The sequence below is a fragment of the Streptomyces rishiriensis genome, assembly GCF_003112535.1.
In the GTDB taxonomy this organism is placed as follows: domain Bacteria; phylum Actinomycetota; class Actinomycetes; order Streptomycetales; family Streptomycetaceae; genus Streptomyces; species Streptomyces rishiriensis.
Genome location: NZ_BEWA01000012.1, coordinates 292,726 through 314,671, shown reverse-complemented (window position 1 = coordinate 314,671; position 21,946 = coordinate 292,726). Strand labels below are relative to the sequence as shown.

The 21,946-nt window shown below is 72.9% G+C and carries 24 protein-coding genes and 1 pseudogene; 17 read left to right on the top strand and 8 right to left on the bottom strand.

Features of this window, described 5'->3' with window-relative positions; all coding sequences use genetic code 11:
- Window positions 1-3 precede the first annotated feature (3 nt).
- Both Sri02f_RS20735 and Sri02f_RS20730 read right to left on the bottom strand, forming a co-directional pair.
- Window positions 4-213 carry a DUF397 domain-containing protein gene (locus Sri02f_RS20735; RefSeq protein ID WP_109002811.1) on the bottom strand — a complete coding sequence of 70 codons (210 nt, stop codon included), beginning with the start codon at window positions 211-213 and terminating at the stop codon, window positions 4-6.
- A complete protein-coding gene (locus Sri02f_RS20730; RefSeq protein WP_109002810.1) occupies window positions 210-1,088 on the bottom strand; it encodes a helix-turn-helix domain-containing protein in 879 nt (292 codons plus the stop codon). Before Sri02f_RS20730 ends, Sri02f_RS20735 begins: the two co-directional genes overlap by 4 nt.
- A 110-nt stretch (window positions 1,089-1,198) precedes the next feature.
- Here Sri02f_RS20730 and Sri02f_RS20725 point away from each other — a divergent pair, with 110 nt between their 5' ends.
- The 10 genes and pseudogenes from Sri02f_RS20725 to Sri02f_RS20675 all read left to right on the top strand — a co-directional run bounded on the left by Sri02f_RS20725 (window position 1,199) and on the right by Sri02f_RS20675 (window position 10,895).
- The gene (locus tag Sri02f_RS20725) at window positions 1,199-1,675 is read left to right on the top strand and encodes an ATP-binding protein (protein WP_373865115.1); all 477 of its coding nucleotides are present in this window, start codon (window positions 1,199-1,201) and stop codon (window positions 1,673-1,675) included.
- A 338-nt stretch (window positions 1,676-2,013) separates the two neighbouring features.
- The gene (locus Sri02f_RS20720) at window positions 2,014-2,883 is read left to right on the top strand and encodes a helix-turn-helix domain-containing protein (RefSeq protein WP_109002808.1); all 870 of its coding nucleotides are present in this window, start codon (window positions 2,014-2,016) and stop codon (window positions 2,881-2,883) included.
- Window positions 2,884-2,970: 87 nt separating this feature from the next.
- Window positions 2,971-3,264 (top strand): annotated as a pseudogene (locus Sri02f_RS20715) (hypothetical protein); the annotation flags it as partial.
- Window positions 3,265-3,364: 100 nt separating this feature from the next.
- On the top strand, window positions 3,365-4,240 hold the full coding sequence (gene mshB / locus Sri02f_RS20710; RefSeq protein ID WP_109002807.1) for an N-acetyl-1-D-myo-inositol-2-amino-2-deoxy-alpha-D-glucopyranoside deacetylase: 876 nt from the start codon (window positions 3,365-3,367) through the stop codon (window positions 4,238-4,240).
- A complete protein-coding gene (locus Sri02f_RS20705; RefSeq protein WP_109002806.1) occupies window positions 4,240-4,650 on the top strand; it encodes a DUF6113 family protein in 411 nt (136 codons plus the stop codon). The genes mshB and Sri02f_RS20705 overlap by 1 nt, the downstream gene beginning before the upstream one ends.
- Before the next feature lie 154 nt (window positions 4,651-4,804).
- Entirely contained in the window at window positions 4,805-7,336 is a 2,532-nt protein-coding gene (locus tag Sri02f_RS41290; protein WP_167467578.1) for a hypothetical protein, read from the top strand.
- Between the two features lie 91 nt (window positions 7,337-7,427).
- The gene (locus tag Sri02f_RS20690) at window positions 7,428-8,342 is read left to right on the top strand and encodes an ABC transporter ATP-binding protein (RefSeq protein WP_109002803.1); all 915 of its coding nucleotides are present in this window, start codon (window positions 7,428-7,430) and stop codon (window positions 8,340-8,342) included.
- The gene (locus Sri02f_RS20685) at window positions 8,339-9,079 is read left to right on the top strand and encodes an ABC transporter permease (protein WP_109002802.1); all 741 of its coding nucleotides are present in this window, start codon (window positions 8,339-8,341) and stop codon (window positions 9,077-9,079) included. The genes Sri02f_RS20690 and Sri02f_RS20685 overlap by 4 nt, the downstream gene beginning before the upstream one ends.
- Window positions 9,076-10,281: a sensor histidine kinase gene (locus Sri02f_RS20680; RefSeq protein ID WP_373865108.1), complete on the top strand. Its 1,206-nt coding sequence runs from the start codon at window positions 9,076-9,078 to the stop codon at window positions 10,279-10,281. The genes Sri02f_RS20685 and Sri02f_RS20680 overlap by 4 nt, the downstream gene beginning before the upstream one ends.
- Window positions 10,278-10,895, top strand: a complete 618-nt coding sequence (locus Sri02f_RS20675) for a response regulator transcription factor (RefSeq protein ID WP_109002801.1) — start codon at window positions 10,278-10,280, stop codon at window positions 10,893-10,895. The genes Sri02f_RS20680 and Sri02f_RS20675 overlap by 4 nt, the downstream gene beginning before the upstream one ends.
- A 42-nt stretch (window positions 10,896-10,937) precedes the next feature.
- Here Sri02f_RS20675 and Sri02f_RS20670 read toward each other — a convergent pair whose 3' ends face one another.
- Both Sri02f_RS20670 and Sri02f_RS20665 read right to left on the bottom strand, forming a co-directional pair.
- A complete protein-coding gene (locus Sri02f_RS20670; protein ID WP_109002800.1) occupies window positions 10,938-11,792 on the bottom strand; it encodes a transglutaminase family protein in 855 nt (284 codons plus the stop codon).
- The gene (locus tag Sri02f_RS20665; RefSeq protein ID WP_109002799.1) at window positions 11,789-12,856 is read right to left on the bottom strand and encodes a GNAT family N-acetyltransferase; all 1,068 of its coding nucleotides are present in this window, start codon (window positions 12,854-12,856) and stop codon (window positions 11,789-11,791) included. The genes Sri02f_RS20670 and Sri02f_RS20665 overlap by 4 nt, the downstream gene beginning before the upstream one ends.
- A gap of 140 nt (window positions 12,857-12,996) precedes the next feature.
- Between Sri02f_RS20665 and fdxA the strand changes: the two genes are divergently transcribed.
- Window positions 12,997-13,320 carry a ferredoxin gene (fdxA, locus tag Sri02f_RS20660; RefSeq protein ID WP_069768200.1) on the top strand — a complete coding sequence of 108 codons (324 nt, stop codon included), beginning with the start codon at window positions 12,997-12,999 and terminating at the stop codon, window positions 13,318-13,320.
- Between the two features lie 113 nt (window positions 13,321-13,433).
- Window positions 13,434-14,528 (top strand): bifunctional succinyldiaminopimelate transaminase/glutamate-prephenate aminotransferase, encoded by a 1,095-nt coding sequence (locus Sri02f_RS20655; RefSeq protein WP_109002798.1) that lies wholly within the window; start codon window positions 13,434-13,436, stop codon window positions 14,526-14,528.
- Window positions 14,529-14,604: 76 nt separating this feature from the next.
- Here Sri02f_RS20655 and Sri02f_RS20650 read toward each other — a convergent pair whose 3' ends face one another.
- A complete protein-coding gene (locus tag Sri02f_RS20650) occupies window positions 14,605-15,009 on the bottom strand; it encodes an ATP-binding protein (RefSeq protein ID WP_109002797.1) in 405 nt (134 codons plus the stop codon).
- 321 nt (window positions 15,010-15,330) lie between these two features.
- On the bottom strand, window positions 15,331-16,341 hold the full coding sequence (locus tag Sri02f_RS20645; RefSeq protein ID WP_109002796.1) for a VldE C-terminal domain-containing protein: 1,011 nt from the start codon (window positions 16,339-16,341) through the stop codon (window positions 15,331-15,333).
- 94 nt (window positions 16,342-16,435) lie between these two features.
- On the opposite strand from Sri02f_RS20645, the gene dapE reads away from it, so the two are divergent.
- A complete protein-coding gene (dapE, locus tag Sri02f_RS20640) occupies window positions 16,436-17,515 on the top strand; it encodes a succinyl-diaminopimelate desuccinylase (RefSeq protein WP_109002795.1) in 1,080 nt (359 codons plus the stop codon).
- A 109-nt stretch (window positions 17,516-17,624) separates the two neighbouring features.
- Window positions 17,625-18,383, top strand: coding sequence for an LOG family protein (locus Sri02f_RS20635; protein WP_109002794.1), 759 nt, complete (start codon window positions 17,625-17,627; stop codon window positions 18,381-18,383).
- 24 nt (window positions 18,384-18,407) lie between these two features.
- Here Sri02f_RS20635 and folP read toward each other — a convergent pair whose 3' ends face one another.
- The gene (gene folP / locus Sri02f_RS20630; RefSeq protein ID WP_109002793.1) at window positions 18,408-19,268 is read right to left on the bottom strand and encodes a dihydropteroate synthase; all 861 of its coding nucleotides are present in this window, start codon (window positions 19,266-19,268) and stop codon (window positions 18,408-18,410) included.
- A gap of 130 nt (window positions 19,269-19,398) precedes the next feature.
- Here folP and Sri02f_RS20625 point away from each other — a divergent pair, with 130 nt between their 5' ends.
- Window positions 19,399-19,752, top strand: coding sequence for a DivIVA domain-containing protein (locus Sri02f_RS20625; protein WP_174855687.1), 354 nt, complete (start codon window positions 19,399-19,401; stop codon window positions 19,750-19,752).
- On the top strand, window positions 19,749-20,336 hold the full coding sequence (locus Sri02f_RS20620) for a DNA-3-methyladenine glycosylase I (RefSeq protein WP_109002791.1): 588 nt from the start codon (window positions 19,749-19,751) through the stop codon (window positions 20,334-20,336). Before Sri02f_RS20625 ends, Sri02f_RS20620 begins: the two co-directional genes overlap by 4 nt.
- Before the next feature lie 118 nt (window positions 20,337-20,454).
- Here the strand turns inward: Sri02f_RS20620 and chcB are convergent, their stop codons facing one another.
- Entirely contained in the window at window positions 20,455-21,246 is a 792-nt protein-coding gene (gene chcB, locus Sri02f_RS20615) for a 2-cyclohexenylcarbonyl CoA isomerase (RefSeq protein ID WP_109002790.1), read from the bottom strand.
- A 379-nt stretch (window positions 21,247-21,625) separates the two neighbouring features.
- Between chcB and Sri02f_RS20610 the strand changes: the two genes are divergently transcribed.
- Entirely contained in the window at window positions 21,626-21,793 is a 168-nt protein-coding gene (locus Sri02f_RS20610) for a DUF3117 domain-containing protein (protein WP_003966491.1), read from the top strand.
- Window positions 21,794-21,946 lie beyond the last annotated feature (153 nt).

Below are 21,946 nucleotides of genomic sequence, written 5' to 3'. Positions count from 1 at the left end.
CCGTCAGCCCCTGGACGCGTACGGCACGAAGTCGGCCCAGGCCTTCGGCGAGAGCCGGAGGCGGGGGCCGGCGGTGTGCTTGGAGTCACGGACGTGGATGAGGGCGGGGGTGGTGGCGATCTCGACGCAGGAGTCTCCGTCAGGGCCGTCGCTGTAGCTGCTCTTGAACCACGCCAACTCGGAGTTCTCTCCAGCGGAACCCTTGTGGATCATGTCTCTCCCAGCAGTTGTTCGATGAAGGTCAGCGACTCCCGTGGCGTGAGAGCCTGGGCCCGGATGGTGCCATACCGCAGTTCGAGGATTCGCAGCTGCTTCGGATCCGAGATCGGTCGGCCGTTGTACGCGCCGTCGGAACGGCCCACTGCCGTGCCGTCCGGGAACTTCAGCACCTCGATCTTTCCGCTCAGCCCAGGGTGAGCCTCGGAGCTCGTCGGCATCACCTGAAGCGTGACGTGGCGCAACCGGCCCACCTCCAGCAGATGTTCGAGCTGCCGACGCCACACCATTGTGCCTCCGACCGGCCGACGCAGTGTCGCCTCTTCCTGGACGAAGCTGAGAGCGGGGGCGGGTGACCGCTCGAAGATCGATTTCCGGGCCATACGGGCAGCCACCCGCCGCTCCGCCTCCTCCGGTGAGTAGACGGGCTGCCAGACCTCGAACAGCGCCCGCGCGTGCTCCGGCGTCTGCAACAGCCCATGCAGGCTGAGCCCGACGTACACCCCGAGCTCGACCGCCTGCGCCTCCAACTTGGCGATCTCGCGGACGTTCTTGGGGTACCGGACCTTCTTCACGTCCTCCTTCATCGCCGAGAGCAGCCCGCCCGCCCCCAACACCTTGTCGGCCTTGTCCAGGTACTCGGGGCGGGGGATCCGCTTCCCGCTCTCGATCTTGTAGACCAGGTCCTCGCCGTACCCGACCGCCAGCCCGAACTCGGCCGCGCGCATCCCCACGGCCTCTCGCCGCAGCTTCAGCTGTCGCCCCACCGTCTCCACGACGGCGACGCCCCAGTCGTCGTCCGGGTCCACCTCCCAGCCAGGCTCGTCCGCCTCCTCCTTGAGCTGGACCGGCTTGCCGTTCACCTGCGTCATTCGCATCCCTCCGCCACCGAACCGACAGTCCGGACACGCCCGGACAACGCCCGGACGGTCACCGTACGCAACGGCTCCCTCACTGTTCACGGTAAGCGGGAACGGCCACTCTGAGTGACGTGATCCAGGAATCCGTCTTCTCCGGGAACCGACCCGGCCAGTACTTCCGCAACTTCAGCGTGCGGTTGTCTCCCACGCCTCGCGGAGCGCGCCTCGCCCGTCTGCTGACCGTCGAGCAACTGCGCTCCTGGGGAATCCCGGCGGACCCGGCCGGCCAGATCGTCGCCGAACTCGCGGCGAACGCGGTGACCCACGGGCGCGTGCCGGGCCGGGACTTCAGGCTCACGCTCTACGTCATCGCGCACACGCTGCGCGTCGAGGTGACCGACACGGCGGGTGACCGCCCTCCCCGGCCGCCGCACTCGGGCCCCGGCCCCGACGCCGGCGCCGAGTCCGGCCGTGGGCTGCTCCTGGTCGAGGCGCTCGCCGACCGGTGGGGCTGGGCTCCGGAGCTACGCCCGCGCAAGACGGTCTGGGCCGAGGTCGTGTTCCCGCCGGAGGACGCTCAGAGCCGCTACGACTCCTGACCGCCGGAAGGCCAGGACGGGACATGGCGCGCGTCCGTCACCGGAGCCCGGATTCTCGCGCTTCGGTGCCAGGGGCGCTCTCTCCAAAGAACCACGACCGCGGAGAAAGGACCCGACCAAGCCCCACCCCTCCCGCCCGTCGAGCAAACTCACTCCCGCGAGTGAATATGCCCAACTCGACTGGATTCGTGACGGGTTGCCTGCCTTACGCTCAGCGCAACGCAGGACCCCAGTGCAGGACCCCGAAGCAGCATCACAGCCGCAGACATGCGACGGCCCCCGCCGGGACGGCAATCCCAGTGCGAGGGCCTGACCACCGAGGAAGTAGGAGCTTCCCGATGGATACGCAAAACCCTAGCGCGCCCTCATGCGCCGAGTCCCGTAACGCGGGCAAAAACCACCCCCGCGCGGGCGGTCTGACCCACGACAACGCCCGTCACACCACCCGCTTCACGGTGATCGGCAACCACCTGGCCCAGCACCGGGAGCTCTCGCTCCTGGCGATCGGGCTGGGCGTGCACATCCAGTCGCTGCCCAAGGGCGCCCGCGTCGACATCAAGTCCCTCAGCGCCCGCTTCCCCGAGGGCGCCACCCGTATCGCCGCCGCCCTGCGCGAACTGGAGTCCCACGGGTATCTGCGCCGCGAGCGCTCCCGGATCCCGGGCGGCCGCATCGTCACCCGCACGGTCTCCTGCAACCAGCCCGGCCGCCACGACCGCAGCCCGGCAGCCGCCGAACACGCCCACGACACCCCGACCCCCGCCAAGCCGAGGACGCGCGCACCCCGCAAGCCGCTCCCCGCCGTCCCGCGCCCCGGCTACCCCGCCCCCGCTCTCCTCCAGGCGGCGACGGACATCCTTGCCGGCCTGCGCCGACACGATCCCGGCCTCCTCCTCTCCGCCTGCGACACCGCCCACCTCGCCCCCGGCGTCGCCGCCTGGCTGGAGCGGGACGTCAGCCCAGCCGCCGTACGCCAGGCCCTCACGGCCGACCTTCCGCCCGAGGGAGTGCGCCGCCCTGTCGCCCTTCTGGCCCACCGGCTCACAGCCCTGCTGCCACCGCCGCCACCGTTCCGCGGGCCCGCGGCCCCACCGTCGCCCGCCCCGCACCGGATGCGGAACTGCGACGGCTGCGACCGGGGCATCCGCTCACCCGAGCCAGGCGCCCGCTGCCGTGACTGCAGGGAGCAGTCGGCGCCGACCCTCTGAAGACCCCACAAGCAAGGAAAACGCATGGTCAACTCGTCCCACGAGGCGATGCACCGCATCTTCCAGGAGTACCCCGGCCTGTTCACACAAGGGCTCGGCGTCAATCGCCCGGCCGGGGAACTCTGGAGGAACCTGGTGGCCGTGGACCTTTCCTTCTACAAGTCGTACATCTTCGAAGAGTTCCGTGACGAGGGTCGCGCCCAAGGGCGTGCCGAGGACATCGTGCTGGTCCTGGAGGCGCGTGGCCTCGACGTCTCCGACGAGGTGCGCGAACGCATCACCGGCTGCGACGACCCCGGCCTTTTGCGGGACTGGCTCACCCGAGCCGTCACCGTGTCGTCGGCCGAAGCGATCTTCACGGGCGGCCGAGAAGGCGCCTGAGACTCGCCGGTCGCCCTGGCCGTCGCCCACGTGCTCGACGGCGAGGCGCGGCGGGCGGGTGCGTGACCGGTGGAGGGGGGTCGCCTCGTAGGGTGGGCCCATGACGGAACTGCCCGCGCGGCGTCTGCTGCTGGTGCACGCGCACCCGGACGACGAGTCGATCAACAACGGCGCGACCATGGCCAGGTACGCGGCCGAGGGCGTCCACGTGACGCTGGTCACCTGCACCCTCGGCGAGCGTGGCGAGGTCATCCCGCCGCAGCTGCGGGAGCTGACCGGCGCCGCTCTCGGGGAGCACCGCAGAGGTGAGCTCGCCGCCGCCATGGCCGAGCTCGGCGTCGACGACTTCAGGCTGCTCGGCGGCCCCGGCCGCTACGGCGACTCCGGGATGATGGGCCTGGCCGACAACGACGACCCCGCGTGCTTCTGGCAGGCCGACGTCGACGCCGCCGCCGCGTCCCTCGTCGAGGTGATCATGGAGGTGCGCCCGCAGGTCCTCGTCACCTACGACGACGACGGCGGCTACGGCCACCCCGACCACATCCAGGCCCACCGCGTCGCCATGCGAGCCGTGGAGCTGGCCGAGGCCGCCGGATGGCGCATCCCCAAGGTGTACTGGAACCGCGTCCCGCGCTCCGTCGCCGACGACGCCTTCGCCCGGCTCCGCGACGAGCTGCCGGCGCTCCCCTTCACCAGGAGCGCCGTCGTCTCCGACGTGCCGGGCGTCGTGGACGACGAACGCGTCACCGCCGAGATCGACGGCACGGGCGCTCCCGCCGCCGCGAAGGCCGCCGCGATGCGCGCGCACGCCACCCAGATCGAAGTCGCCCCGGGCGACCGGTACTTCGTTCTGTCCAACGAGCTCGCCCAGCCTCTCTTCCCGGCCGAGTACTACGAGCTCGTGCGCGGGGAGTCCGCCGGGAAGAGGGAGACCGACCTCTTCGCGGGCGTCGGCGACACGGCGGGGACGGTCTGATGTCCGACCGTGGCTCGATGCTCGCCCAGCCGCTGCGGATGCCCCCCGCCGGACGGATCGCCGCCTGTGCGGGACTCCTGCTGCTCGGCGCGGTCGTCGGCGTCGCCGGCGCACTCGTCCAGGCCGGCTCGTTCCCCGGCGGTCTGCTCCTCGCGCTCGTGGGCGCGGCCGGACTGTTCGTCGGCGGCGCGCGGGCCCTCGACAGCCGTGCCGGGGCCGTCGCGCCCGCGGTCGGCTGGATGGTCTCCGTCGTGCTGTGCACCGCGGGGCGCCCCGAGGGCGACTTCCTGTTCGGCGCGGGAGGCGGCTCGTATCTCTTCCTGCTCGGTGGCATGGCACTCGCTGTGATCTGCGCCACTATGGGTTTGGGGCGGCAACCGGTCGGCGACGACGTCCGACTTGGGAAGTGACGTACCACTTCACCGCGACCCGCCCGTGGGAGTCCCGTGTGGGTTTCCCCGGCGGTCGTGGGATACGGGCCAGAAGTGGCCAGTATGGTGGTGCGCGCCGCCGAGCTGCCCGTGAGGTCGTGGCGGGCGGCGGAGCCAACCTGGAGAACCTGCCTTGAGTCGTGAAACTGACAGTCCGTCCTCCGGGCCCAACGGGTCCAACGGGCGCGGCGGAGCCGCATACCCCTCGGGCACGCCGCCGTACGGCACCCCCGTGGTGTCCGACGGCGGTGCCGACGCGGGCCGTTCGGCCGCGCGGCCGGAGGAACGCAAGACCGAGACCACGCTGACGACGCGTATCCGCATCAACATCCCCGGATCGCGGCCCATTCCGCCGGTCGTGATGCGCACGCCCGTGGCCGACGCGGACCTCGCGGGCGACGACGGCCCGGGCGGCAAGGCCGATCCCGGCGTCGACGCGCAGCAGGCTGCGCCCCCGGGCACGCCCGGCCCGACCTCGTCCGACACCGGCTCGTTCGAGCTGCCCGCCGACCCCGCGGCCGGCGCCGAGGACAAGACGAGCGACTGGTTCGCGCCGCGCAAGTCCGCGCCCGGCAAGCCCGGTCAGAGCGGCGGCGGGACGAACGGAGCCGGGCTGCCGGGCGGTTCGGCCGCCGGAACCGGCACGCCCGCCGACGCCCCGGCCGCCGCACCCCCTCCCGGCGCCGCACCCCCTCCCGGCGCCGCGCCCGCCCCCGGCGGCGCACGGCCGGGCCCCGGGCGTCCCGGCGGCGTGGTCGGCTCCATGAGCGTGCCCGGCGGCGCCCGCTCCGGCGGCGCCAACGGCGCCGGACTCCCCGGCGCCACCGGCGGTCCCGTGGCTCCGGGGCACGGCGGCGGCACGGGCTCCTTCGACGTGACCGAGGCGCTCGCCGCGGGCCCCCTGGGCAACGGCTCGCGTCCGGGCCAGGGATCGGGCCAGGGACCGACGCAGGGTCAGGGACCGATGCAGGGCCAGGGACCGGGCCCGGGCGGCGCCGAGTCGGGCCGCGACAACCTGCCGTACTTCTCCGGCACGGGCCAGAACGGCCTCCCCGGCCCGAACGGCAGCGCCCCCGGCCCCAACGGCGGCCCCAACGGCCTCCCGGGCGGTCCTCAGGGCCTTCCCGGCGGTCCGGGCGGTCAGGCGGGCCTCCCGGCCGGTCCGGGCGGCCCAGGCGGCTCCTACGACTTCAACGGGCCCGACGGGCCCGGCGGTCCCGGCGGCCGAGGCGGCCCGCAGGGCGGCCCCGCGGGCCCGACCACCGGCCCCGTCACCGGCGACGGCCCGATGGTGCCCCCGATGAACGGCGGCGCGCCCGGCGCGACGCGCGCTCCCGGCGGCCCCGGCCGGCCCGGCGCACGGTCCGGTCCGGGCGGTCCCGGCGGTCCCGGCGGCCCGCGGTCCGCCGCTCCCGGCGCCGGCGCCGGCGTCGGCCGGCTCCCCGGCGGGGGCCTGAGCGACGACACCGCGATCCTCACCCCGCAGAAGCCCGCCCCCGAACCGGGCGCGGGCGGCCACGGCGGCCGTCCGGTCGACAACGTCTCCGGACACACCGTCACCAGCGGCATCCCCGTGGTCCCGTCCGGCGGCCCGGGCGGTTCGGGCAGCCCCTTCACGGGCGGCGCGCCCGCCGACGGACCGCTGCCGCACACCCCGCCCAAGGCGGCGGAGCAGGGCAGGCAGAGCCCGTCCGCGGGGGACTCGAAGAACAAGAAAAAGAAGAAGGGGCGCGGCAAGCTCCCGCTGCTCGGCGGTCTGGTGGTCGTCGCGGGAATCGGGCTCTACGGCGCCGGCCTGCTGATGAACCACTCCGACGTGCCCAAGGGCACCACCGTCCTCGGCGTCGACATCGGCGGCGGCACCCGCGACGACGCCGTCAAGAAGCTCGACGACGCCTTCGGCAAGCGGGTCGCCCAGCCGCTGAAGCTGTCCGTCGACGGCGGCGCCGTCACCCTCAAGCCGGACCAGGCGGGTCTGCAGTTCGACTTCCAGGCCACGGTCGACGACGCCGCACAGAGCGACTACAACCCGGTCTCCGTGGTCGGCTCGCTGTTCGGGCAGCACCGCGAGGTCGAGCCCGAGATGCCGGTCGACGAGGAGAAGCTGCAGGCCGCTCTGCAGAGCGCGGCGGGCGGCTCCGGCTCGGCCACCGACGGCACCATCAAGTTCGAGTCCGGCAAGGCCGTCCCCGTCTACGGCAAGGCCGGCAAGGGCATCGACGCGGCCAAGGCGCAGGACGCCGTCGTCACGGCCTACCGCACCCAGGTGGAGACCGGCACGGCGGCCGGCGTGAAGGTGCCGACGACCACCAGGCAGCCCACGGTGCCCGACGCCGAGGTCGACCGCATGATGAAGGAGTTCGCCGAACCGGCGATGTCCGGCAAGGTCACCGTCATGACCGACGCCGCGCACGCCGTCTCGTTCAGCCCGAAGAACTCCCTGTGGAAGTTCCTCCAGGTCAAGGCGGTCAACGGCAAGCTCGTCGAGAGCTACGACCAGGCGGCGCTGACGAAGCTGTACGGCGGCACCTTCAACGGCGTCCTGATCACCCGCGGCACCGGTCAGAAGACGGCCGTCACCGTCCAGGACGTCATCGGCGCGCTGCGTCCCGCCCTCAAGAGCGAGACGAACCGGATCGGGGTCATCGACACCGACCCGAGCTGACGCCCCGGCGGCGCCGCATGACATCTGTCATGCGGCGCCGCGGACGTCCGACACTGCCGCCCCGCGGGCCGTCCGCGCGACGATGACCGTCATGACGACGCAGACAGCACCGGCGGTCGGGTTCGACCAGGTGAGCAAGAGCTTCGGGAACGTAAAGGCCGTGGACGGCCTGACGCTCTCGCTGCGCCCGGGGGAGACCGTGGCGCTGCTGGGACCCAACGGGGCGGGCAAGTCCACCACCCTCGACCTGCTCCTCGGCCTCAAACAGCCCGACAGCGGCGCGGTCCGCGTCTTCGGGGTCACCGCGCGCGAGGCGATCGTCGCCGGCCGGGTGGGCGCGATGCTGCAGAGCGGCGGACTGATGGACGAGGTCACCGTCGCCGAACTCGTCGGCCTCGCCTGCGCCCTGCACCCCAAGCCGTACAAGGCCTCCGACGTGATGGCCCGCGCGGGCATCGCGCAGATCGCCTCCCGCAAGGTGAACAAGCTCTCCGGCGGCCAGGCCCAGCGCGTCCGGTTCGCCCTCGCCACCGCGGGCGACAGCGACCTGATCGTCCTGGACGAGCCGACCACCGGCATGGACGTCACCGCCCGCCAGGCCTTCTGGGCCACCATGCGCGAGCAGGCCGACCAGGGCCGCACCGTCCTGTTCGCCACGCACTACCTGGAGGAGGCCGACGCCATAGCCGACCGGGTGCTGGTCCTGCACCGGGGCCGGCTGCTGGCCGACGGCACGGCCGCCGAGATCAAGGCGAAGGCGGGCGCGCGGCGGATCTCCTTCGACCTGGAGGGCGAGATCGACGAACGGGCCCTGCGCGAGCTGCCCTTCCTCACCGCCCTCGACGTGTCCGGGCACACCGTGCGCATCCAGTCCGCCGACGCCGACGCCACCGTCCACGCGCTGTACGGGCTCGGCCTCTACCCCCGCAACCTCGAAGTCGCCGGGCTCGGCCTGGAGCAGGCCTTCGTCGCCATCACCGCCGCCGAGGAGGCGAAGACCAAGTGAACAGCCTGATCAAGCTCGAGCTCGCCCGCGCCATGCGCAACCGCAAGTTCCTGTTCTTCTCCGTGATCTACCCGTCGGTGCTGTTCCTGCTGATCTCCAGCACCTCCGACACCACCACGAAGGTCGACGGGACGGGCCTGACCCTCCCGACGTACATGATGGTCTCGATGGCCTCCTTCGGCGCTCTCACGGCCGTCCTGATGGGCAACAGCGAGCGCATCGCCAAGGAGCGCGAGAGCGGCTGGGTACGGCAGCTGCGGCTGACCACGCTCCCGGGCCGCGGATACGTCCTCGCCAAGACGGCCAGCGCGGCCGTGGTCAGTCTCCCGTCCATCGTCGTGGTGTTCGTGTGCGCCGCCACCCTGAAGGACGTACGGCTGGACGCCTGGCAGTGGGGCGCGCTCACCGCCGCGATCTGGGCCGGCAGCCTCGTCTTCGCCGCCCTGGGGGTCGCGATCGGCTACCTCGCCGACGGCGACGCCGTCCGCCCGATCACGATGATCACCTATTTCGGGCTGTCGATCCTCGGCGGCCTGTGGTGGCCCACGGCCACCTTCCCGGCCTGGCTGCGGGGCATAGCCGAATGGGCCCCCACCCACGCGTACGCTGCCCTGGGCCAGGCGATCGAACAGAGCCAGGCCCCGCACGCCAAGGACATCGCCATCCTGGTCGCCTTCTTCGCCCTGTTCACGGGCGGTGCGGCCTGGCTGTACCGGAAGGACACGCTGAAGGCGTGAGCGTCATGACGGACGACCAGTCGAACGAGTCCCGGCGGGAGCCCCGGATCCTGCCGGGCAGACCGGCCCTCAACCAGCGCGAGCTGTGGCGCCGCAAACTGCTCTGGATCGGCGTCTGGCTGGTCTTCCTCAGCTCACCGGTCCACGACCTCGTCTCCGGGAACCACACCACCGGCGCGACCGTGGCCGGCTGGCTGGGCCTGGCGCTGTTCGTCGCCGTCTATCTCGCCCTGCTGTTCCGGAACATGGGGGACGCGCCCTTCGTGTCCACGCTGGTCGGCGTCCTCATCGGCTCCATGGCGGTGCTCGCCACCGTCCTGGTCCTCACCATGGGCTCCGCCTGGCTCGGCCTGTACTGCTACGTCTCGGTGGCCTGCGGGAGCGTGCTCCCGATGCGGACGGCGTTGTGGACCATCCCGGGCGCGGGCGCCGTCATGCTCCTGGTCGGTCTGCGCTCCGACGAGGAGGAGGCGCTCAACCTCCTGCCGCTGGTCCTGCTCATCGGGTTCGCGATGACGGGTGTGAGCCAGCTGGTCCGCACGACGGTGGAGTTGCGCAAGGCCCGCGCGACGGTCGCCCAGCTGGCCGCCAACGAGGAGCGGCTGCGGCTGGCCAGGGATCTGCACGACCTGCTCGGCCACTCGCTGTCCCTCATCACGCTCAAGAGCGAGCTGGCCGGCCGTATGCTCCCCGACCACCCGGACAAGGCCGCCCAGCAGGTCGCCGACATCGAACAGGTCAGCCGCCAGGCCCTGGTGGACGTCCGCGAGGCCGTCACCGGTTACCGGCGCCCCCGGCTGGCGTCCGAACTGGCCGGCGCCCAGGTCGCGTTGACGGCGGCCGGCGTCGTGGCCGCGATACCCGCGGAACCGGACCTGGAGGGCGTCCCCGAGGAGAGCGAGTCCGCACTGGCCTGGGCGCTGCGCGAGGCGATCACCAACGTCGTACGGCACAGCGGCGCGACCCGCTGCACGGTGGACGTCGTACGGCGTCAGACCCTCGACGGCCCGGTCGTCGAACTCTCCGTCGAGGACGACGGCTCCGGCGGCTCCGGCAAGGGCCCCGGCAACGGTCTCACCGGCCTGACCGAACGTCTGGAGAAGGCGAGCGGCACACTGGACGCGGGCCGCCTGAAGAAGGGCTTCCGGCTGACCGCCCGGGTCCCGGCCGGCCCGGCGCCGGACATAGGATCCGGCTCATGAGTGGTGGCGTGATCAAAGTCCTGCTGGCCGAGGACCAGTCCATGGTCCGCGAGGCTCTGGCGGCCCTGCTCGGCCTGGAGGGCGACATCGAGGTGGTCGCCCAGGTGGCACGCGGCGACGAGGTCCTCGCCGCCGCCCGCGCCCACGACGTCGACGTGGCCCTCCTGGACATAGAGATGCCGGGCGCGACGGGCATCGAGGCCGCCGGGCAGCTCCACCGCGAGTTCCCGCGGCTGAAGCTGGTCGTCCTCACCACGTTCGGCCGTCCCGGCTATCTGCGCAGCGCGATGGAGGCGGGCGCCGACGCGTTCCTCGTCAAGGACGCCCCGGCCGCCCAGCTCGCCCAGGCGGTCCGCAAGGTCCTCGCGGGCGAACGGGTCATCGACCCGACGCTCGCGGCGGCGGCCCTGGCGGAGGGCGCCAACCCGTTGACCGACCGTGAGCGGGAGGTCCTGCGGGCGGCGGCCGACGGCTCGACCAACGCCGAACTCGCCGCGGCCCTGCACCTGTCCCAGGGCACGGTCCGCAACTACCTGTCGACGGCCATCCAGAAGCTCGCGGTGCGCAACCGGGCCGAGGCGGTCCGCACCGCCAGGGAGAAGGGCTGGCTGTGAGGCCCGAGCCGCGGCCGGTGTGACCGGCCGGGGCGCGGGGCGTCAGTTCAGGAGCGCCCGCGCGGCGAACGCCTCCTTGCGCACCCGCTCCGCGGTCGCCTCGTCCACGATCTCCACCAGCGACGCGTACTCCTCCAACTCGACGGCCCCGCCGACGAAGTCGCCCCGCTGAACCAGCAACTGCCCCTTCTCGTAGCGCAGTCGAGCCGGATGTGAGGGCACGGCCAGCCCCAGCTCGACGGCCCACAAGGCGACGTCCGACCGCTCCGGACGGGCCGCGGCCCACGAGCGGATGTTGTTCAGGATCCGCATCACCACGTCCAGCGGCTCCGCCGGGCCCAGCATCGACGGCTCCAGCCGCGCCCCCGTCGCCCCGGTGACCAGCTGTTCCGCGTCGCCGCCGCTCAGCACCCGGCCGCCGTCGAAGGGGTCGACGAGCACCTGCCCCTCGATGTCCCCGGGCGGCCCGAACCCCACCACGAAGTGCCCCGGCAACGCGACCCCGTACACCGGGGCCCCGGCCCGCCGCGCCACCTCCACCCACACCACGGACAGCAGGATCGGCAGCCCCCGCCGCCGCGTCAGCACCGCGTGCAGCAGCGAGGACTCCAGCCGGTCGTAGTCCGCGGCCGACCCGCCGAACCCGTACCGCCCGCCGAGCAGATCGCGCAGCGCCACGGCCCACGCGTGCGGTCCGCCGGGCCGGAAGGGCAGCTGCCCCGCCAGCCGGTCCAGCTCGATCTGAGCGGCGTCCAGGGCGGCCTCGTCCAGCAGCGGATCGGCCGCCGCGCCGATCAGCAGACACAGCAGCGCCAGATCGGGCCGCTCGGCCCGCGCCTCCTCGGCGAACCGCCGGCGCACCTCGCCGCCGTCGATCCCGCTCCCGGCCTCGCTCACGACGGCCCCGCCGAGGACTCCCGCGACGGCTCCCGCGAGGGCTCCCGGTAGTGGTGGTAGGCGTGATGCGCGGCGAAGCCCATCCGGGCGTACAGCGCCCGCGCGCCCGCGTTCTCCTCCTCCACCTGCAGCCAGGCCGCCGAGGCCCCCTCCGCCAGCGCCCGGCGGGCCAGCGCGGCCATCACGGCCGTGGCGAGGCCCTCGCGCCGCCGCGCCGGGTCGACCTCGACGGCGGCGAACCCGGCCCACCGCCCGTCCACGACGCACCGTCCGATCGCGGCCGGCGTCCCGCCGTCCGGTCCCGGCACGGACGCGAACCACACCGACGGCGCGTCCCCGCTCCCGGCCTCGCCCGAGCGGGGCGACCCCCCTGCGAGCACCTTCAGAGCCGCCTCGCCGACCCCCTTGCGCCCATACCGCGCCAGCCACGCCGCGTCGGCCTCCCGGGTCAGCACCACGCCCGTGGGCTCCGCCCGGTCGGCGACCGGCGCCAGCCCGCCGATCCACAGCTGAGCCGTCACCTCACGCACCCAGCCGCGCTCCTCGAGCCGGGCGCTCAGCAGTTCCTCCGCGCCCTCGGCCCCCGTCGCCGTCTGCACATAGGCGGGCAGCCCGCGCCGGCCGTACCAGTCCCGCACGACGTCCAGTGCCGCGTCGAGCGGCATCCCGGGGTCGCCGAGCGGCAGCACCGAGTTGGCCCGCCGCGTGAAGCCCGCGGCGGCCCGCAGCTCCCACGCGCCGAGCCGCTCGCTCTCCACGGGACGCCAGGCCCGCGCGGCGACCCGGGCGAGCTCCGGGTAGGAGGCGGCGGGCCCGCGCCGGCGGGCGGGGGCGGCCGGCACGACCTTCCCGGCGACCAGCGAGGAGGCGTCAACACGGACGCTCTCGCCGCTCTTCCGTGTGATCACGAGCACATCGTCGTCCCATGATGTGAGAACACCGACCGTGTCGGTGAATTTGTCCCCCGTGGACGCAGCGCCGCTCAAGCACCGTACGGAGACACGTTTGCCCACGTCAGCGGCGGTGATGCGGACCTCCAGGCGTCCGGCGGCCGAGATTTCCACAGGTCGGTTCACCCCTCCTGTTCGGATCATGCCCAAGAACGGAGATACTAGGGGCGGGCATCGACGACGCCGCGCTCCCGCGCGCCAGGCGGCGGAGCCTGAGGAGGCCCGCCGGCGCCCTATCGAGGAGGAACGACAGCGTGACCTACGTCATCGCGCAGCCTTGTGTCGACGTGAAGGACAAGGCCTGCATCGAAGAGTGCCCGGTCGACTGTATCTACGAGGGCCAGCGGTCCTTGTACATCCACCCGGACGAATGCGTCGACTGCGGTGCCTGTGAGCCGGTCTGCCCGGTTGAGGCGATCTTCTACGAGGACGACACTCCGGAGGAGTGGAAGGACTACTACAAGGCGAACGTCGAGTTCTTCGACGACCTCGGCTCGCCCGGCGGCGCCAGCAAGCTGGGTCTGATCGAGCGCGACCACCCCTTCGTCGCCGCGCTGCCGCCGCAGGCGGCCGAGTAATCCGCAGCAGCGGCCCGCACTCCGTGCCGCCTCGGTCCCGTACGGCCTGATCCCGCCCGATCGCCGTACGGGACCGAGGCGTTTGCCGTCCGTACGAAAGTGAGCCAGTCACCGTGTCCTCCGTAGTCTCCGACCGCCTTCCCACCTTCCCCTGGGACAAGCTGGAGCCGTACAAGAAGACGGCCGCAGCGCACCCGGACGGCATCGTCGACCTGTCCGTCGGCACCCCGGTCGACCCGGTTCCCGACCTGATCCAGAAGGCCCTGATCGACGCCGCGGACTCGCCGGGCTACCCGACCGTCTGGGGAACCCCGGCCCTGCGGGACGCGATCACCGGCTGGCTGGAGCGCCGTCTGGGCGCCCGCGAGGTCACCCACCGCCACGTCCTGCCGATCGTCGGCTCCAAGGAGCTCGTGGCCTGGCTCCCGACCCAGCTCGGGCTCGGTCCCGGCGACCGGGTGGCCTTCCCGCGGCTGGCCTACCCGACGTACGAGGTGGGCGCGCGGCTGGCCCGCGCGCAGTACGAGGTCTACGACGACCCCACGACCCTGGATCCCGCGAACCTCAGGCTGCTCTGGCTGAACTCGCCGTCCAACCCCACGGGCCGGGTCCTGTCCAAGGCGGAGCTGACCCGGATCGTCGCCTGGGCGAGGCGCCACGGGGTGCTGGTCTTCTCCGACGAGTGCTACCTGGAGCTGGGCTGGGAGGCGGACCCGGTCTCGGTCCTGCACCCGGACGTCAACGGCGGCTCGTACGAGGGCGTCGTCGCGGTCCACTCCCTCTCCAAGCGCTCGAACCTGGCCGGCTACCGGGCGGCCTTCCTCGCGGGCGACCCGGCCGTCCTCGGCCCCCTGCTGGAGATCCGCAAGCACGGCGGCATGATGACCTCGGCGCCCACCCAGGCGGCGGTCGTGGCGGCCCTCGGCGACGACGTTCACGTGCGTGAGCAGCGCGAACGCTACGCGGCCCGCCGCGCCCTCCTGCGCGAGGCCCTGCTGTCCCACGGCTTCCGCATCGAGCACAGCGAGGCCAGCCTGTACCTGTGGGCGACGCGGGACGAGTCCTGCTGGACCACGGTCGCCGACCTGGCCGCCCGGGGCATCCTGGTGGCCCCCGGCGACTTCTACGGCGAGGCGGGCGAGCGGTTCGTGCGCGTGGCCCTCACGGCGACGGACGAGCGGGTGCGAGCCGCGGTGGAGCGCCTGTAGCCGGTTCCCGCGCAGCGACGGGGCCCGGGGAGGATCTCCCCGGGCCCCGTCCGCGCTCACGCGCTCGGGTCGGCTGCTAGCCGATCGGCAGGCTCTTCACCGGCAGGGTCTGCGCGCCGGGCAGCCCGCCCTTGGTGAGGGAGTCGGTCGGCAGCCCGCCCTTCGTGGCGGTCGACGCGGTGTCCCCGAGGAGACCGCCGGCGGAGCCCGCCGCGTCGCCGGCCGTCTTCTGCGCCACCGGCGCCGCCTTCGCCACGGTCTTGCCGCCGGCCTTGTCCGCGAGCCCGGTGACGTTGTGCGCCGCGCCGTCGACCGTGCTGCCGACGTTCGCCGTGTCCAGGGCGGTCAGTCCGCCGAGGTTCGGAGCGGCGGGCAGGGCGGGGGCCGCGCCGGCGGAGCCGGCCGCACCGACCCCGGCGGCCGCTCCTGCAGCGACGAGCAGCGCGGCACGGGCGATCCGGCGGGTCAGGGGGAGAGACATGATGCTCCTTCGACGGGAGAGAACAAGGACTGTCTGTGACTGCTGTGACTGCTGTGACTGTCTGTCTGTCCGGGCCCGGACGCAGTGACTACCGCTCGAAGCCCGCGAAGGTTGCGCACGGCCGACGTAAAGAGTTGGCAATGCGTCGCATTATCGGCTGCGGATAAAAACGGGCAAAAACCGCCCGATGTGAAAGTCCGCCAAACCCGTGCGGCCCTTTGCCCTCAAGGGTTTACCCGCCTGCGAGGGTGACGGCGCGAAAACCTGAGCACACGGCCGCCGGAACCCCCCGCACACGACCCGGACGGGTGAAGACCCGTACTACTGCTCGGTGACGATCCGCACGCTGTCCGACCCGCCGCCCGCCGCCGGACGCCCGGCGGCCTCCGCGCTGGTGGAACCGGTCGCCCGCCACTGGCTGTCGGAGCGTCCGGAGACCCACTCCCGGCCCGCGTACGCGACGCGCTCGATCCGCAGCGCCGAGGCGTTGGCCACCGCCCAGTGCGCCAGCTGCCAGCCGCGCTCACCGACACTGCGCCCGCCGGCGGTGGTGTCCTCGGACACGGGCAGCGTCAGGGTCCGCCCGGAGCTCTCGGCGACGGGAGTCCGGGCGCCGGCCGACGACGCCTTCCCCGCGCCTGCGCCGGTCTGCGAGCCGGTCTTCGAGCCCCCCTGCCGCGCCGCGCCGCGCCCGAAGTCACGGGTCAGCGCCGCCCGCACCGCCGCCGGCCCGGTGGCCGCCGTGGCCCGCGAGCGGCCGTCGCAGGTCAGCGTCGCCGCCGAGGTCCCGGTCAGTGCGGCGGCCAGCAGTACGGCGTCCTGCTCGTGCTTGGCGTACGCCTCCGGGTACCCGCTGCGCTGCACGCGCTGCGCGGCGACCGTCAGCGGGAGCTCGGTGTAGTCGTGGACCTTGGCGAGGTGCGCGTAGAAGACGTCCGCCGCGTACGCCGGGTCCGTGACCTGTCGCTCGGTGCCCCAGCCCTGCGAGGGCCGCTGCTGGAACAGGCCGAGCGAGTCCCGGTCGCCGTGGGCGAGGTTGCGCAGCCCCGACTCCTGGATGGCGGTCGCGAGGGCGATGGCCACGGCCCGCTCGGGCATGGCCCGGTCGGTGCCGACGGCGGCGATCGTGGCCGCGTTCACCGCCTGCTCCGGCGTGAACTCGTACGTCGCCCCGTCGCCGTCGCCGGAGACGACCCGGCAGCCGGGATCTCCCGTCCCGCCGGAGACGTACTGGACCACGGCGTAACCCGCGACGGCGGACAGGACCACGCAGGCCGCCCCGAAACGGAGGAGGCGGCCGCGGCGCTTGGGGGAAGGCGACGGCTCTGGCACGCGTACAAGGTACTGGAGAGTACGGAGGAGCAGGAGGGGGGTGCGCACCGGCGGGGAAGGGGGGGCGTCCGACCGGCGCGTTAGGGTCGACGGCATGGCCGACACCCCGCTTGACCTCACCCAGGACGCCGCGGCGCTCACCGCGTGGCTCGTCGACTTCCGTTCGGAGAGCGGCGACGAGAAGCCGCTCGCGGACGCGATCGAGACCGCCCTGCGCGCGCTGCCCCACCTGACGGTGGACCGCCACGGCAACAACGTGATCGCCCGCACGAACCTGGGCCGCGCGGAGCGCGTCGTCCTGGCCGGCCACATCGACACCGTGCCGATCGCCGACAACGTCCCGTCGAGGCTGGACGAGGACGGGGTGCTGTGGGGCTGCGGCACCTGTGACATGAAGTCCGGGGTGGCGGTCCAGCTGCGCGTCGCGGCGACGGTCCCGGCGCCCAACCGCGACCTGACCTTCGTCTTCTACGACAACGAGGAGGTCGCCGCCGACCTCAACGGCCTCAAGCACGTGGCCGAGGCCCACCCCGATTGGCTGACCGGTGACTTCGCGGTGCTCCTCGAACCCTCCGACGGCCAGGTCGAGGGCGGCTGCCAGGGCACCCTGCGGGTCCTGCTGAAGACCAGGGGCGAGCGGGCCCACTCGGCACGCGGCTGGATGGGGTCCAACGCGATCCACGCGGCCGCCCCGATCCTGGCCCGGCTGGCCGCCTACGAACCACGGCGCCCGGTCATCGACGGCCTGGAGTACCGCGAGGGCCTCAACGCGGTCGGCGTCACGGGCGGGGTGGCCGGCAACGTCATCCCCGACGAATGCGTGGTCACCGTCAACTTCCGCTACGCGCCCGACCGCAGCGAGGAGGAGGCCGTCGCGCACGTCCGGGAGGTCTTCGCCGACTGCGCGGTCGCGGAGTTCGTGGTCGACGACCACAGCCCCGCCGCCCTGCCCGGCCTTTCCCACCCGGCGGCGGCCGCCTTCATCGAGGCGGTCGGCGGAACCCCGCTGCCCAAGTACGGCTGGACGGACGTCAGCCGCTTCTCCGCGCTGGGCGTGCCCGCCGTCAACTACGGCCCCGGCAACCCGCACTTGGCCCACAAGCGGGACGAACGCGTGGAGACGGCCAAGATCTTGGCCGGCGAGGAGCGGCTGAGGGCCTGGCTCACCGCCTGATCCGGCGTCGAGCCGACGGCGGGCCCGCGGCGGACACGCCGACGTCCCCCGCCCGTAACCCGCGTGGATCTACGCTGAGGTGGAACGAACGAAGCGGAGGGAGTTCACCATGCCTACAGGGAACCCCGAGGGAAAGAAGCAGCCACCGGACGAACAGCGCCTGGGCCCCGTCCTGCGACGGCGCGACCAGGTGCAGGCGAGCACGACGGACCAGCGGCTGCTGGACGAACGGGCCCCCTCGGACTGGGTGCACACCGACCCCTGGCGAGTGCTGCGGATCCAGTCGGAGTTCATCGAGGGGTTCGGCACCCTCGCCGAACTCCCCCCGGCCATCAGCGTGTTCGGCTCCGCCCGCACACCGGTCGGCTCCCCGGAGTACGAGGCGGGCGTACGGCTGGGCAGCGCCCTCGTCGACGCCGGCTGGGCCGTGATCACGGGCGGCGGGCCGGGCGCGATGGAGGCGGCCAACAAGGGCGCGAGCGAGGCGGGCGGCACGTCCGTCGGCCTGGGCATCGAGCTGCCCTTCGAGCAGGGGCTCAACCCCTACGTCGACATCGGCCTGAACTTCCGCTACTTCTTCGTCCGCAAGATGATGTTCGTGAAGTACGCGCAGGGCTTTGTCGTCCTGCCCGGCGGCCTCGGCACCCTGGACGAGCTCTTCGAGGCCCTCACCCTCGTCCAGACCCAGAAGGTCACCCGCTTCCCCATCGTCCTCTTCGGCACCGAGTACTGGGGCGGCCTGATCGACTGGCTCAAGAACACCCTCATCGCCCAGGGCAAGGCAGCCGAGAAGGATCTCCTCCTCTTCCACGTCACGGACGACGTGGACGAGGCGGTGGCCCTGGTCTCGAAGGAGGCGGCCCGCTAGAGCCCGGCCCGCGGCTCCCGCGGCCTACGCGAGCCCCCGGCGGGCCACCGCCGGGGGCCGCTGGCCCGCGATCGACGCGACCATGTCGAGCAACTGGCGCGTCTCCGCCACCTCGTGCACCCGGTACACCTGCGCCCCGAGCCACGCGGACACCGCGGTCGTGGCCAGCGTGCCGACCACCCGCTCCTTCACCGGCCGGTCCAGCGTCTCGCCGACGAAGTCCTTGTTGGACAGGGACACCAGCACCGGCCACCCCGTCTCCACCATCTCCCCGAGCCGCCGGGTCGCCTCCAGGCTGTGCCGGGTGTTCTTGCCGAAGTCGTGCCCCGGATCGATCAGGATCGACTCCCGCGGCACCCCCAGCCCCGCGGCCCGCTCCGCCAGCCCCACCGTCACCCGCAGGATGTCGGCCATGACGTCGTCGTACGTCACCCGGTGCGGACGCGTCCGCGGCTGCGCGCCGCCCGCGTGCGTGCACACCAGACCGGCCCCGTAGCGCGCGGCGACCTCCGCCAGCCGCGGATCCACGCCGCCCCACGCGTCGTTCAGCAGGTCGGCGCCGGCCTCGCAGACCGCCTCCCCGACCTCGGCCCGCCAGGTGTCCACGCTGATGACCACGTCCGGGAAGCGCCGCCGCACCTCGGCCACGAAACCCACGGTCCGCCGGGCCTCCTCCTGCGCGGTCACCTCTTCACCCGGCCCGGCCTTCACCCCGCCGATGTCCACGACGGCCGCGCCCTCCGCCACCGCCTGCTCCACGCGCGCGAGGGCCGGCTCGTCCCGGAAGGTCGCGCCCTGGTCGTAGAAGGAGTCCGGGGTCCGGTTCACGATCGCCATGATCACCGGCTCGTGCGCGCCGAATTCACGCCTGCCCAGCCTGAGCATCCCCTGTGACCTCTCCTAGTACGTCCTGCACATCCGCCGCCTGCGACCCTAACTGCCGGACCCGCATGGCACGATCGGACCCACACACATCCGCTCCGAGCACACCGAGTGTGGAGACCCACCGATGGTTATGTTCCTGTTCCTGGTCATCGCGCTCGCCGTCGTGGTCGCCGCGGTGACACTCGCCGTGGTGGGCGGCGGCGAAGGCACCGGCCCGCTGCCGGAGGTCGCCCCCGAGCGGCTGCACGACCCGCTGCCCCCGGACCGTCCGGTCGACCGTGCCGACGTCGACCGCCTGCGCTTCCCGCTGAGCGCCCGCGGCTACCGCATGGCGGACGTCGACGACGTCCTGAACCGTCTCGCCGCCGAACTCGCCGAGCGCGACGCGCGCATCGCCGACCTGGAGTCGGCCCTGGCCGGCGCGCAGGCCCCCGCCGCGCCCCACGTCTCCATGGAGAAGCAGACCCCCGAGGACCAGCAGTGAGCGACGGCGCCGCCCTCGCCGGTGCGGACGGCGCGCTGCGCTGTCCCTGGGCCCTGTCCACGCCGGACTACGCGACGTACCACGACGAGGAGTGGGGCCGCCCGGTCCACGGCGACGACGCGCTGTTCGAACGCCTCAGCCTGGAGGCCTTCCAGTCGGGCCTGTCCTGGATCACGATCCTGCGCCGCCGCGCCGGTTTCCGCGCCGCCTTCGCCGGCTTCGAGATCGCCTCGGTCGCGGTCTTCACCGACGAGGACCGCGAACGCCTCCTGGCCGACCCGGGCATCATCCGCAACCGCGCCAAGATCGACGCCACCCTCGCCAACGCGCGCGTGCTGGCCGGGTGGGCGCCGGGCGACCTGGACGAGCTGATCTGGTCGCACGCCCCGGACCCCGCCGGCCGGCCGGCGCCGAAGACCCTGGCCGACGTCCCCGCGGTCACGGACGAGTCGACGGCGCTGGCCAAGGCGCTGAAGAAGCGGGGCCTGCGGTTCGTCGGGCCGACGACGGCGTATGCGCTGATGCAGGCATGCGGCCTGGTGAACGACCACCTGGCGTCGTGCGCGGCGCGAAGCGCCCTCTGACGGGGCGGGTGAGGGGGCCCTGACGGGGCCGGGTGACGGGGCGGGTGACGGGGAGCGGCCGAGCGACCGCCCCCCTCACAAGCGCGCACACCGCGCACCCACGCAGGGGCGGTCGGCGTCAGCGGCCCAGGTACTCCGGCGTCTCCTTGTGGACGAACGCCCGCACCGCGATCGCGTGGTCCTCGGAGGCCCCGGCCCGCGTCTGCAGCTCGTCCTCCTTGTCCAGCGTCTCGGAGAGGGTGTGCGTCGACCCGTAGGCGACGGCCTCCTTGATCGCCGCATAGGCCACCGTCGGCCCCGCGGCGAGGGCGCGGGCCACCTTCTCCGCCTCCGCGCGCAGCGCGTCCGCCGGCACGACCCGGCTCGCGATGCCCAGCTCGTAGGCCTCCTGGGCCTTGATGCTGCGCGGGAAGAGCAGCAGGTCGGCGGCCCGGCCCGGACCGATCACCCGGGGCAGCGTCCACGAGACGCCCGAGTCGGCGGTGAGCGCGACCCCCGCGAACGAGGTGTTGAAGGACGCCGTGTCGGACACGACGCGGTAGTCCGCGGCCAGCGCGAAACCGAGGCCGGCGCCCGCGGCGACCCCGTTCACCGCGGCGACGACCGGCTTCGGGGCCTCCGTCAGCGCCCGCACGATCGGGTTGTAGTGCTCCGCGACCGTGCTCATGACCTGCTTCGAGCCTTCGGCCAGCAGTCCGATGTGCTCCTTGAGGTCCTGCCCCACGCAGAACGCCCGGTCGCCGGCCGCGGTCAGCAGCACGGCCCGTACGGCGTCGTCGTCGGCCGCGGACCGCACCGCGTCCCGGAGGGCGACCTTGGTCGCGATGTTCAGCGCGTTCATCGCCTCGGGGCGGTTCAGCGTGATCGTCGCGAGCCCGTTGCTCACCTCGTAGAGCACGGTGTCGACCATGGCGTTTTCCCCTCCGTGTCGCGGCTGGGACGCCCTACCGGCCGGTACGTCCCCTGTACGAGGACAGCATGGCGGAGATCACCGCTCGAGGACCGGACCCGACGTGTGACCTGCGTCAAAGAATTCGGGACGGATTCCGGCGGCCGGAAGCGCGTGCGGCCGCGCAGTATCGCAGCCACATCGCCGAATTGAGTGGTTTTGCTCGCGCGCGTTGCCCAAGCGATGCCGACCGATGTTGGTCATCGGGTCCTGAGATGCGGGATAATGGCCTGGAAGCAATGTGTTCGATGCCGGTGCCGCGGGTCCCACGCTGGACCGCGGCTGCCCTCCCAGGGCCGTCGGCTTTGGCGATGAGCTGGTTTCAGGAAGGGGAACGAGCATGGCGGCCATGAAGCCGCGAACGGGTGATGGCCCGCTCGAGGTGACCAAGGAGGGGCGGGGCATCGTCATGCGCGTTCCGCTCGAAGGCGGCGGGCGGCTCGTCGTCGAGCTGACCCCTGACGAGGCCGACGCGCTCGGCGACGCGCTGAAGAAGGTCGTCGGCTGACGCGAGGCGACCCTGCACTTTCGACCGCTCCGGCGTCCCTCTGGGTGTCGGAGCGGTTGTCTTTCTTCCGGGGTCTTCCTGAGGTCTGCACACCGGTTTTCCCGGGGCTTCCCGGAGGCCTTCCCGGGTTCGCGGTGGCCGCTCGGCCCGAAA

Bases quoted from the DNA above. Each gene is read 5' to 3' on its own strand.
- Sri02f_RS20625 (WP_174855687.1), top strand. From the start codon at position 19,399: ATGTTCCTGTTCCTGGTCATCGCGCTCGCCGTCGTGGTCGCCGCGGTG.
- Sri02f_RS20610 (WP_003966491.1), top strand. From the start codon at position 21,626: ATGGCGGCCATGAAGCCGCGAACGGGTGATGGCCCGCTCGAGGTGACC.
- Sri02f_RS20720 (WP_109002808.1), top strand. From the start codon at position 2,014: ATGGATACGCAAAACCCTAGCGCGCCCTCATGCGCCGAGTCCCGTAAC.
- mshB (WP_109002807.1), top strand. From the start codon at position 3,365: ATGACGGAACTGCCCGCGCGGCGTCTGCTGCTGGTGCACGCGCACCCG.
- Sri02f_RS20690 (WP_109002803.1), top strand. From the start codon at position 7,428: ATGACGACGCAGACAGCACCGGCGGTCGGGTTCGACCAGGTGAGCAAG.
- Sri02f_RS20705 (WP_109002806.1), top strand. From the start codon at position 4,240: ATGTCCGACCGTGGCTCGATGCTCGCCCAGCCGCTGCGGATGCCCCCC.
- Sri02f_RS20650 (WP_109002797.1), bottom strand. From the start codon at position 15,009: ATGTCTCTCCCCCTGACCCGCCGGATCGCCCGTGCCGCGCTGCTCGTC.
- Sri02f_RS20675 (WP_109002801.1), top strand. From the start codon at position 10,278: ATGAGTGGTGGCGTGATCAAAGTCCTGCTGGCCGAGGACCAGTCCATG.
- Sri02f_RS20635 (WP_109002794.1), top strand. From the start codon at position 17,625: ATGCCTACAGGGAACCCCGAGGGAAAGAAGCAGCCACCGGACGAACAG.
- folP (WP_109002793.1), bottom strand. From the start codon at position 19,268: ATGCTCAGGCTGGGCAGGCGTGAATTCGGCGCGCACGAGCCGGTGATC.
- dapE (WP_109002795.1), top strand. From the start codon at position 16,436: ATGGCCGACACCCCGCTTGACCTCACCCAGGACGCCGCGGCGCTCACC.
- Sri02f_RS20730 (WP_109002810.1), bottom strand. From the start codon at position 1,088: ATGACGCAGGTGAACGGCAAGCCGGTCCAGCTCAAGGAGGAGGCGGAC.
- Sri02f_RS20735 (WP_109002811.1), bottom strand. From the start codon at position 213: ATGATCCACAAGGGTTCCGCTGGAGAGAACTCCGAGTTGGCGTGGTTC.
- chcB (WP_109002790.1), bottom strand. From the start codon at position 21,246: ATGGTCGACACCGTGCTCTACGAGGTGAGCAACGGGCTCGCGACGATC.